This window comes from Streptomyces sp. NPDC048473 (assembly GCF_043200155.1).
Lineage (GTDB): Bacteria > Actinomycetota > Actinomycetes > Streptomycetales > Streptomycetaceae > Streptomyces.
The window spans coordinates 1-4,018 of record NZ_JBICXE010000139.1 but is presented as its reverse complement, the minus strand read 5'-3'; the positions used below and the strand labels follow the sequence as shown (position 1 = coordinate 4,018).

General features: G+C 66.8%; 2 protein-coding genes. Both read left to right on the top strand.

Annotated features, from left to right (window positions below; all coding sequences use genetic code 11):
• A partial coding sequence (locus ACGFU7_RS47635; protein ID WP_393705028.1) for a type I polyketide synthase occupies positions 1 to 2,250 on the top strand: 2,250 nt, incomplete at its 5' end.
• Positions 2,247 to 4,018 (top strand): type I polyketide synthase (locus tag ACGFU7_RS47630; protein ID WP_393705026.1); only part of this gene is annotated, 1,772 nt, incomplete at its 3' end. The genes ACGFU7_RS47635 and ACGFU7_RS47630, both read left to right, overlap by 4 nt.

Here is a 4,018-nt window from a genome sequence, read left to right as displayed (position 1 = left end):
GCGGTCTGGCGGGACGGGGGGACGACGTATGCGGAGGTGGAGTTGCCGGCGGGTACGGATCCGGCGGGGCACACGCTGCATCCCGCGCTCCTCGATGCCGGTCTGCATGCGTTGTTGCTGGACGAGGAGGACGGGCCGCTCCGGGTTCCGTTCTCCTGGTCGAACGTCACCCTGCACGCGACCGGGGCCACCAGCCTCCGCGTCACCCTCACCAAAACCACCGATGGCAGCATGTCGGTTCACATGGTGGACCCCGAGAACGCCCCGGTGGCCACGGTGGAGTCGCTGACAGTGCGACCGTTGTCCTCGGAGTACCTCGTCGACAGCGAGATACGCAACTCGCTCTACGAGCTCTCCTGGCCGACCCTCCACGAATCGACGCCCCGACCGATGGCGGCGTTGCGGACGGTGCTGCTCGACAGCGCTGCAATTCCCGACATTGCCGCGATCCCTGCCGATGGGACCGTGCCCGACCTTGTCGTCCTCCCGGTGGCTGCTCGTACACCCGGGGGCCCGGCCCCCGCCGACCTGGTACTCGACGCCCTGCACACCTGGCTGGCCGATGACCGGTTCTCCGCATCACGCCTTGCCGTGCTGACCACAGGTGCCGTGTCCGTCACGTCCTCCGACCGTGGGCCCGACCTCGATCTGGCTGCCGTGTGGGGGCTTGTGCGAGCGGCACAAGCCGAACACCCCGACCGTTTCCTCCTATTGGACGTGGATTCGGCAGCGGGGCCGACAATGGAAGCCGCTCTGGGGAACATTCCTGCCGATGAACCTCAACTTGCGGTGCGCAAGGGCAACGTCCATGCTCCGCGTCTTGTAAGGGCCGACACATGGCGTGATACGGACGGCTCTGCGCCCCCCTTCGACTCGTCCGGCACGGTCCTGCTCACGGGCGGAACCGGGGCACTGGGATCGTTGCTCGCACGACATTTGGTGGAGACGCACCACGTACGACACCTGCTGCTCGCTACACGGCGCGGCCCTGACACACCGGGTGCGACCGAGCTGGTGGCCGAACTCACCGATCTGGGAGCAGAGGTCGCTCTCAGGGCGTGTGATGTCGGGGACCGTACGGAACTCAGCGAACTGCTCTCGTCGATCCCGGCCGAACACCCGCTCACCGCGGTGATTCATACAGCGGGAGTGCTGGACGACGCCACCATCGAGTCACTCACGCCGGAACGGATGAGCAGAGCCGCCCGCCCCAAGGCGGACGCGGCTCGTAACCTGCACGAACTGACCCGCGAACTTCCGGTTCCACTCGGCGCCTTCGTGCTGTTCTCGTCCGTCGCCGCGACCTTCGGCAGTCCGGGCCAGGGCAACTACGGTGCGGCGAACGCCGTGCTGGACGCCCTCGCACAGCAGCGCCGGTCCGAGGGACTGCCTGCGATCTCGCTCGCGTGGGGGTTGTGGGAAACACCGGGCGGCATGGCCGGCGGGCTGTCGGACGGCGGCCGTGCCAGGATGGCCCAGAGTGGTGTAGGGGCACTGTCGCCGGAAGCCGGGCTGGCACTCTTCGACCTGGCGCTCGGACTTGGCGAACCCTTCGCTGTCACCGCGCGACTTGACATGGCAGCGCTGCGCTCCCGGGCTGCCGACGGTTCGTTGGCGGCGATACTGCGCGGCATCGTTCCGACGAGCCCGAGGAATGATGTCGCACAGACCACCTCGTCCACCCGCAGCCTGGACGGACTGAATCCGCAGCAACTGGCCGCAGCAGTACCTGAACTGGTGCGGACCGAAGTCGCCTCGGTCCTCGGCCACGCGACGCCCGGCCTCATCGAGGCGGAACGTGGCCTGCTGGAAATGGGATTCGACTCGCTGACCGCCGTGGAACTCCGTAATCGGTTGTCGAAGACAACCGGACTGCGCCTGACGACGACGCTCGTCTTCGACTACCCGACGCCTGCCGCGCTCGCCGACTACCTCATCGACGAGCTGAGCCGGGACGGCACCGGCCCTGCCTCTGTCCTCGCCGAGCTCGACCGCATCGAGAAGGCCATCACCGCCATCACACTCGGCGAGGCGGACCGCGAACTGATCGGCGAACGGCTGCGGCAACTGACCCGTAGCTGGAACGGCGACCGGCACGACGACAGCCGGGCAGGCCGTCACGGCGACGTGGACGACCTGCTGTCGGCAACGGACGACGAACTGTTCCTGGCACTCGACACCGAACTCGGAATGACCGGCACGGAAGACACCGGCCGAGCGCCGCTGGCCGAAGGAGATGACGTCGCATGACGAACAACGAGGACAAGCTCCGCGACTATCTCAAGCGAGCTACGGCGGACCTGCGCCAGACCCGTCAGCGCCTGCGCGAGGCGGAGGCGGAGGCCGAGGGCAGGAACCTGGAACCGATCGCGATCGTGGGAATGAGCTGCCGGTTCCCCGGCGGTGTGTCGTCACCGGAAGAGCTGTGGGAGCTGCTTGAGCGGGGCGACGATGCCATCGGAGAGTTCCCCGACAACCGTGGCTGGGACCGTGACGCGCTCTACGACGCCGATCCGGGCCAGGCAGGCCACACGTACACCACACAAGGTGGATTCCTCTACGAGGCGGACCGGTTCGATCCCGCGTTCTTCGGGTTGAGTCCGCGGGAGGCGTTGGCGACGGATCCGCAGCAGCGTTTGTTGCTGGAGACGGCGTGGGAGGCGGTGGAGCGGGCGGGTATCGATCCGGCGACGTTGCGGGGGTCGGCGACGGGTGTGTTCGCCGGGATCATGTACAACGACTACGCCTCCCGTCTGGAGCCGATGCCGGAGGAGTTCGAAGGCTATCTGGGCACAGGCAGCGCGAGCAGCATCGCCTCGGGCCGTATCTCGTACACGTTCGGTTTCGAGGGTCCTGCGGTCACGATCGATACGGCGTGCTCGTCGTCGCTCGTTGCGGTGCATCTGGCAGCTCAGGCCCTGCGCAACGGCGAATGCTCGCTCGCGCTGGCCGGCGGAGCGACGGTAATGGCGACTCCCCGTACCTTCATCGAGTTCAGTCGCCAGCGGGGTCTTTCAGCGGACGGCCGGTGCAAGGCGTTCTCGGCGGACGCGGACGGAACCGGCTGGAGCGAGGGCGTTGGTCTGCTCTTGCTGGAGAAGCTGTCGGATGCGCGGGCCAACGGCCATCGAGTGTTGGCCGTGGTACGGGGTTCGGCAGTCAACCAGGACGGAACGAGTAGCCAGCTCACCGCCCCGAACGGTCCGTCGCAGCAGCGGGTGATCCGTCGGGCCCTGGCCAATGCACGCTTGACGCCGGCAGATGTGGATGTTGTCGAGGCGCATGGGACGGGCACACGTCTGGGTGATCCCATCGAGGCTCAGGCGTTGATGGCGACGTATGGGGTGGATCGTCCGGGTGGGCGTCCGTTGTGGTTGGGTTCGGTGAAGTCGAATATTGGTCATGCGCAGGCTGCGGCGGGTGTGGCGGGTGTGATCAAGATGGTGATGGCTCTGCAGCGTGGGGTGTTGCCGCGGACGTTGCATGCGGAGGTTGCGTCGTCGCATGTGGACTGGTCTGTGGGTGGGGTGTCGTTGCTGACGCAGGCGCAGGAGTGGCCGAGGGGTGAGGTGCCGCGTCGTGCGGGTGTGTCGTCGTTCGGGATCAGTGGTACGAACGCGCATCTGATCTTGGAGGAGGGGTCGGCGGAGGAGTCGGCTTCTTTGGATGAGGTGGATTTTGTCGGCGGGGGTGTGGTGCCGGTGGTGTTGTCGGGTCGGAGTGCGGGGGCGTTGCGGGATCAGGCTGTCCGGTTGCGGGGGCTGGTGGTGGCGGATGAGGGTGTGGGGCTGGGTGATCTGGCGTTTTCTCTTGTTTCGTCGCGTGCTTCGCATGATCACCGTGCGGTTGTTTCTGTGGGCAGCCGTGTGGAGTTGCTGGATGCTTTGGAGGGGTTGGCTGAGGGGCGTGTGTCGGCGGGCACGGTTCAGGGTGTGGTGGGTGGGGGTGGTCTGGCGTTTCTGTTCTCGGGGCAGGGGGCTCAGTTCCCGGGTATGGGGTGTGAGTTGTATGAGCGGTT